Below are 7,097 nucleotides of genomic sequence, written 5' to 3'. Positions count from 1 at the left end.
CGTACGGGCGTCCGCGCCACCGGCCACGAGCGGTCGGAGCAGGGAGATCGGAGCGGGGCTGCCGGCCCGTGGGCTCAGCCCTCGCGAAGCGCCTTCCGCACCACGTCGGGCTTGTTCGTGATGATGCCGTTCACGCCGAGACCCGTGACACGCCGCGTGTCCGCAGCGGTGTCGACGGTCCAGGTGAGGATCTCCAGCGGCTTGCCGTGCGGCCCTTCGAGCGCGTGGATCGCGGCGACGTACCCGCGGGAGATCGTCGTGTGCGACGAGTTGATCTGGTCGGCGAACCGCGCGTACGCGGGCAGCTCCGCGACCGAGGGGGTGCCCAGGAAGCCCGTCTTGATGTCGGGCCGCAGGGCGTGCACCTTGCGCACGCTGTCCGCGCTGAAGCTCTGGATCACCAGCTTGCGCCGCACATGAGCCGGGCCCAGCCAGCCCTCGTTGCTGAGGGTCTTGAGGGTCTCCCGCTCGATGCCCGGGTACAGCTGGGGGTTCTTGATCTCCAGGACGAGCTTCTGGTGGTTGTGCGAGACCCGGTTCATGTACTGCTTCAGCGTCGGAACGCGAGCGCCCTTGTAGCGGGCGCCGAACCAGCTGCCCGCATCGAGGCGGGCGATCTCCGCTGCGGTGAAGTCCTTCACTTTCCATGGGGCCCTGTCGGGGAAGACCTGTTCCACGTCGGTGGTGCGGGCCAGGCTGTCGTCGTGGATCACGACGAGCCTGCCGTCCTTGGTGCGCTGGACGTCGTTCTCGACCCAGGTGAACCCGAGACGGGCCGCCCGGTCGATGGCGGCGAGGGTGTTCTCGGGGGCCTGGGCCGAGGCTCCGCGGTGTGCGACGACCAGGGGCTGGTCTGTGCTCACGGCTGCGTGAGCGAGGGGGGCGGGGAGAACGACGGCGGCTCCCAGGAGCGCGGTGGTCGTGGCGGCGGCAGCGCGCGCGTGCATGCGTACTCCTAGCGTCTGCGATCACGGACGGTCTCAGAGTGACAGCAGGGGGTCAACTTTAGGGGGGTACAGGATGGCCATAAATTGAATGGACTTGCCCAAGCCCGATCACGTGTGCCGCACAAGTGGGGCAAGGTCGTGATTCTTTGCCGGAAAATCGTTCGACCGTTCAGGTGCGAGTCATACTCTCTGCGACAACCCTGGTCGCTGCGGCGCTCCTGGGGCGGGGGCGTTTCACGAAATTCCGGGATGTAACAGGGCGGAAAGGCAACCGCGCATGCAGGGCACGGTCGACGGATTCAGCTACGGACTCGTCACGCCGCTCGTGGCGTACCTGATGGCGTGTCTGGGCGGAGCGCTCGGTCTGCGCTGCACCACGAGGTCGATGCTCGTCACCCGCTCCTGGCGGCCGGGCTGGCTCGCCCTCGGATCCGCGGCCATCGGCTCCGGCATCTGGACCATGCACTTCATCGCGATGATGGGGTTCTCTGTCCGCGAGACCCCGGTGAACTACGACATGCTGATGACCTTCGCGAGCCTCGGCGTCGCGATCGTCATGGTCGGCATCGGGATCTTCATCGTCGGATACCGGGGAGCCTCCGGAACGGCCCTGTTCACCGGGGGCACCATCACCGGACTGGGCGTCGCCTCCATGCACTACCTGGGCATGGCCGGAATGCGCCTCAACGGCAAGCTGGAGTACAACACCCTCACCGTCGCCGCCTCGGTCGTCATAGCCGTCGCCGCCGCGATCGCGGCCCTGTGGGCGGCCGGCCAGGTCCGCGGCTTCCTGTGGAGTGTGGGCGCGAGCCTCGTCATGGGCCTCGCCGTCAGCGGTATGCACTACACGGGGATGGCCGCCCTCAGCGTCCATCTGCACGGCGCCACCAGCGCCCCCTCCGGGGACTCGCCCGCCTCCCTCCTGGCGCCCCTCATGATCGGCCCGCTGGCCTTCCTGCTGCTCGCCGGCGTCGTCGTGATGTTCGACCCGCTGATGGTCATGGGCAAGCCCGACTGGAGCGCCGCGGAACAGAAGCCCGGCATCCCCGCCCACACGGTCCACCCCGCCGGACGCGGGCGCGTGCCCGGCCCGCGCTCCCGCCACCACGACGATTCGCGGACCCCGCAGAACTGGTGAGAGGACCCCGTTGTCAGTGCGGGGTCGTACGGTTGATTCCATGCGGCCCGTATCCAACATCGAACGCACGGTGGCGCCTTTCGAGGTCGTCAGTCCCTACCAGCCCAGCGGCGACCAGCCCGCTGCCATCGCTGACCTTGAGCGGCGCATCCTCGCAGGTGAGAAGGACGTCGTCCTCCTCGGTGCCACCGGCACCGGAAAGTCCGCGACCACCGCGTGGATGATCGAGAAGCTTCAGCGCCCCACCCTCGTGATGGCGCCGAACAAGACGCTGGCCGCCCAGCTCGCCAACGAGTTCCGCGAGCTCCTGCCGAACAACGCCGTCGAGTACTTCGTCTCGTACTACGACTACTACCAGCCCGAGGCCTACGTCCCGCAGTCGGACACCTACATCGAGAAGGACTCCTCGATCAACGAGGAGGTGGAGCGACTGCGTCACTCCGCCACCAACTCGCTGCTCACCCGACGCGACGTCGTCGTGGTGGCCTCCGTCTCCTGCATCTACGGCCTGGGCACGCCGCAGGAGTACGTGGACCGCATGGTCAACCTCAAGGTCGGCGACGAGATCGACCGCGACGAGCTGCTCCGCCGCTTCGTCGACATCCAGTACACGCGCAACGACCTGGCCTTCACCCGCGGCACCTTCCGCGTCCGCGGCGACACCATCGAGATCTTCCCGGTCTACGAGGAGCTGGCCGTCCGCATCGAGATGTTCGGTGACGAGATCGAGGCCCTGTCCACGCTGCACCCGCTCACCGGCGAGATCATCAGCGACGACCAGCAGCTGTACATCTTCCCGGCCACCCACTACGTGGCCGGACCCGAGCGCCTGGAGCGCGCCGCCAACGACATCGAGAAGGAACTGGGCGAGCGCCTGTCCGAGCTGGAGAAGCAGGGCAAGCTCCTGGAGGCCCAGCGGCTGCGCATGCGCACGACGTACGACCTGGAGATGCTCCGCCAGATCGGCTCCTGCTCCGGCGTCGAGAACTACTCGATGCACTTCGACGGCCGCGAGCCAGGCTCCCCGCCGAACACACTGCTCGACTACTTCCCGGACGACTTCCTGCTCGTCATCGACGAGTCGCACGTCACGGTGCCCCAGATCGGCGCGATGTACGAGGGCGACGCCTCCCGCAAGCGCACCCTCGTCGACCACGGCTTCCGGCTGCCCTCCGCCCTGGACAACCGTCCTCTGAAGTGGGAGGAGTTCCAGCAGCGCATCGGACAGGCCGTCTACCTGTCGGCGACGCCCGGCAAGTACGAGCTCTCGCGCGGGGACGGCTTCGTCGAACAGATCATCCGCCCCACCGGCCTCGTCGACCCCGAGGTCGTCGTCAAGCCCACCGAGGGCCAGATCGACGACCTGGTGCACGAGATCCGCAAGCGCACGGAGAAGGACGAGCGCGTCCTGGTCACCACGCTCACCAAGAAGATGGCCGAGGACCTCACCGACTACTTCCTGGAGATGGGCATCCAGGTCCGGTACCTGCACAGCGACGTCGACACCCTGCGCCGGGTCGAACTGCTGCGTGAGCTGCGCGCCGGTGAGTACGACGTTCTCGTCGGCATCAACCTCCTCAGGGAGGGCCTCGACCTGCCCGAGGTCTCCCTGGTGTCGATCCTCGACGCCGACAAGGAGGGCTTCCTGCGCTCCGGCACCTCGCTCATCCAGACCATCGGCCGCGCGGCCCGCAACGTGTCCGGTCAGGTCCACATGTACGCCGACAAGATCACCCCGGCGATGGAGAAGGCCATCGACGAGACCAACCGCCGCCGGGAGAAGCAGGTCGCGTACAACACGGAGCGGGGCATCGACCCCCAGCCGCTCCGCAAGAAGATCAACGACATCGTGGCGCAGATCGCCCGCGAGGACGTCGACACGGAGCAGCTGCTCGGCTCGGGCTACCGCCAGGCGAAGGACGGCAAGAGCGCCAAGGCCCCCGTGCCCGCACTGGGATCCAAGGCGGCCAAGGGAGCCAAGTCCGGCAAGGACAAGGCGGCCGTGCCGACCGATCGCCCCGCCGCGGAACTCGCGGGGCAGATCGAGGAGATGACGGAGCGGATGCGCGCCGCCGCCGCGGACCTGCAGTTCGAGATCGCCGCGCGGCTGCGTGACGAGGTCTCGGAGATGAAGAAGGAGCTGCGGCAGATGAAGGAGGCGGGTATCGCCTGACGCCCCGGCCACCGCGCAGTGTTGCAAGACCGACACAAAGTGTGCACCGGGCTTCGAGGCTGTCAGTGGCTCTGCGTAGGGTTGCTGGTCAACCGCAGGATTCTGCGGCAACAGGGGAGACAGTCCGAGAAGGGAACAGCACGTGACGGTCAACATGACCAAGGGTCAGGCCATCAGTCTGCAGAAGAACGACGGAGGCACGCTGACCGCGGTGCGCATGGGGCTCGGCTGGCAGGCCGCCCCGCGACGTGGCCTGTTCGGTTCTCGTACGCGCGAGATCGACCTCGACGCGTCGGCCGTGCTCTTCGCGGACAAGCAGCCGGTCGACGTGGTGTTCTTCCGTCACCTCGTCAGTGACGACGGCTCCGTGCGGCACACCGGTGACAACCTCGTCGGCGGTGTGGGCCAGGGCGGCGACGACGAGGCGATCCTCGTCGACCTCGCGCGCATCCCGGTGCACATCGACCAGATCGTCTTCACCGTGAACTCGTTCACGGGCCAGACGTTCCAGGAGGTGCAGGACGCGTTCTGCCGTCTGGTCGACGAGACCAACGGCCAGGAGCTCGCCCGCTACACCCTGGCGGGCGGCGGACAGTACACCGCGCAGATCATGGCGAAGGTCCACCGCGCGGGCGCGGGCTGGCAGATGACGGCCCTCGGTACGCCTGCCAACGGCCGTACCTTCCAGGACCTGATGCCGGCGATCCTGCCGCACCTGTAGTCACGTCCGGCCAGTCGGCCCGGCTCCGGCACACGAGTACACAGGGGGAACGAAGGCGATGACGGCTGAGCTGGTCCGGGGGCAGAACCACCCGCTTTCCCAGGCCCGACTTGAGATCCGGGTGTCGGCCGGCAAGCCGGTCGTGGCCGGGGCCACGCTCAGCGACGAGCGCGGCACGGTGCAGGGGGTCGAGTGGGTGGCCCATCCGGGCTCACCCACCCTGCCGGGCATAGAGGTGTCCAAGCAGGCGGCGGCCGATCACCGGCTCGCATGCGACCTGGACGCCCTGCCGGAGACCGTGCACCGGGTCAGCGTGCTGCTGGCCCTGCCGTCCGGAGTGGGCGGTCCGGTCCGGTTCGGAGCCGTCGCCGCCCCCTTCGTCGCGATCACCGGTCTCGACGGCTCCGAGGTCGCCAGCTACACGGTCACCGGTCTCGACGCCGAGTCGGCCGTCGTCGCCCTGGAGCTCTACCGCAGGCAGGGCGCCTGGAAGGTACGCGCCGTGGGCCAGGGATACGCGGGCGGCCTCGCCGAACTCCTCACCGACCAGGGCCTTCCCCAGGCCCGTCAGCTCGCCGGCAGCATCAACGAGGCGGTCGTCCAGGGCCTCGCGCGCTCGGTGGCCGCGCCACCGCCCCGCGCGGCCGACGGCGACCGCTCCCGGCACGCCGCGACACCCGCGCTGGGACAGGACCAGGGCGGCTCGACGTCCCCCGGCACACCCGGCCAGGCGTCACCGCAGCACGGACACCCCGGCGGCCAGGGATCCACCGCGCCCGGCGCCGGGGCACCGCAGTCCGCTTACCCGTCGGCCTCCGCACCGGCGGACCCGTCCGCCGTCACCCAGCCCGCCGGGGCCGGCGGCCCCGTCAACTACAGCCACCCCGGCCGGCAGGCCGCCGCACCTCCTCCGCCCCCGCCGGCCGCGCCCCCGGCCCGGCCGGGGCAGCCCGCACAGCCCGTGGCGGGCGACGCGACCGGCTGGTCCATGGAGGAGCGCCTGTACAACCAGGTATGGGGCATGTTCGAGGACCTGGCCCGCACCACCGCCGCGTACCGCAGCGCGGTCGACTTCGCCGAGTCCCGCATGGAGCAGGAGCTCGACAAGGTTCTGTCCGACCCGCGGGCCCGGATCGGCGGGCAGGGCGATGCCGCCCGCGAGGCGGCCCGCGCCAAGCAGGCCGAACTGGTCGACCGGGCCAGGGAGGCGCTCGACCGCGACCTCGCCCAGCTCACCGCGGAGGCCGAGGTCGTCGAACCGGCACTGCCGCCCGCGTTCGCCCGCTGGGACAACCCCGCCTGGCACGGCTACCGCGTCCCGATGGAGATCCCCATGGCCGTGCGCCTGGGAGATCTGCACCTGCCCGAGAGCGCCGGCCTCAGCATCCCGATGCTGGTGCGGCTGCCGCTGGAGCGCGGGCTGTGGATCGACAGCGGCCGTACGGGCTCCTTCGAGGGTTCGATCGCGGACTCCGACGACCTGCGCCGCCTCGCCATGGACACGGCCGTGGCGCACGCGGCCCGGCTGCTCGCCGTCTATCCGGCGGGCGAGTACACCGTGCACGTCATCGACGCGGCGGGCTCGGCTGCCTCGTCCCTCGCGCCGCTGGTGAGCACCGGGGTGCTCGCGGCGCCGCCCGCCGTGGGCGCCGCGGGAGTGAACGAGGTACTGGCCCGGCTGACCCAGCGGGTCGACCTGGTGCAGATGGCCGTCCGGGGCGGGGCGGCCGACTCACTGCCGTCCGATCTCGACCCGGCCGAGCAGCTGCTGATCGTCAACGACTTCCCGCACGGCTTCGACGACCGTGCCGTGACCCAGCTGCGTTACCTCGCGGACGAGGGACCGGCCGTCGGGGTGCACCTGATGCTGGTCGCCGACCGGGAGGATGCCGCCGCCTACGGGCCGCTGCTCGACCCGCTGTGGCGGTCTTTGCTCCGGCTCACGCCGGTGCCCGACGATCACCTCGCCGACCCCTGGGTCGGGCACACCTGGACGTACGACCCCTCGCGGGTTCCGCCGGGCAGCCAGGTGCTCCAGCACGTCCTCACCCAGGTCGCGACCGCCCGCCGCTCCTGGAACCGCTGAGGTCCGCCGGGGTTCACCCGCTGAGCCCCGTC

At 69.9% G+C, this 7,097-nt stretch carries 5 protein-coding genes; 4 read left to right on the top strand and 1 reads right to left on the bottom strand.

The genetic code is table 11. From position 1 onward, the window contains the following. Positions 1–74: 74 nt before the first annotated feature. On the bottom strand, positions 75–947 hold the full coding sequence (locus tag ACFWGJ_RS18365; protein WP_387325435.1) for a glycerophosphodiester phosphodiesterase: 873 nt from the start codon (positions 945–947) through the stop codon (positions 75–77). Between the two features lie 277 nt (positions 948–1,224). Here ACFWGJ_RS18365 and ACFWGJ_RS18360 point away from each other — a divergent pair, with 277 nt between their 5' ends. From ACFWGJ_RS18360 to ACFWGJ_RS18345, 4 genes are all read left to right on the top strand, one after another. Next, on the top strand, positions 1,225–2,085 hold the full coding sequence (locus tag ACFWGJ_RS18360; RefSeq protein ID WP_387325432.1) for an MHYT domain-containing protein: 861 nt from the start codon (positions 1,225–1,227) through the stop codon (positions 2,083–2,085). Between the two features lie 40 nt (positions 2,086–2,125). Continuing rightward, positions 2,126–4,258, top strand: a complete 2,133-nt coding sequence (uvrB, locus tag ACFWGJ_RS18355; protein WP_387325429.1) for an excinuclease ABC subunit UvrB — start codon at positions 2,126–2,128, stop codon at positions 4,256–4,258. A gap of 142 nt (positions 4,259–4,400) precedes the next feature. Beyond that, a complete protein-coding gene (locus tag ACFWGJ_RS18350) occupies positions 4,401–4,979 on the top strand; it encodes a TerD family protein (protein ID WP_055615261.1) in 579 nt (192 codons plus the stop codon). Between the two features lie 58 nt (positions 4,980–5,037). After that, entirely contained in the window at positions 5,038–7,065 is a 2,028-nt protein-coding gene (locus tag ACFWGJ_RS18345; RefSeq protein WP_387325426.1) for a TerD family protein, read from the top strand. Positions 7,066–7,097 lie beyond the last annotated feature (32 nt).

Origin of the sequence: Streptomyces sp. NPDC060205 (genome assembly GCF_042728395.1) — a bacterium.
Lineage (GTDB): Bacteria > Actinomycetota > Actinomycetes > Streptomycetales > Streptomycetaceae > Streptomyces.
This window is presented reverse-complemented; position numbering and strand designations above follow the sequence as displayed.

Coding starts and splice junctions, on each gene's coding strand:
- ACFWGJ_RS18345 (WP_387325426.1), top strand. CDS start 5,038: ATGACGGCTGAGCTGGTCCGGGGGCAGAACCACCCGCTTTCCCAGGCC.
- uvrB (WP_387325429.1), top strand. CDS start 2,126: ATGCGGCCCGTATCCAACATCGAACGCACGGTGGCGCCTTTCGAGGTC.
- ACFWGJ_RS18360 (WP_387325432.1), top strand. CDS start 1,225: ATGCAGGGCACGGTCGACGGATTCAGCTACGGACTCGTCACGCCGCTC.
- ACFWGJ_RS18365 (WP_387325435.1), bottom strand. CDS start 947: ATGCACGCGCGCGCTGCCGCCGCCACGACCACCGCGCTCCTGGGAGCC.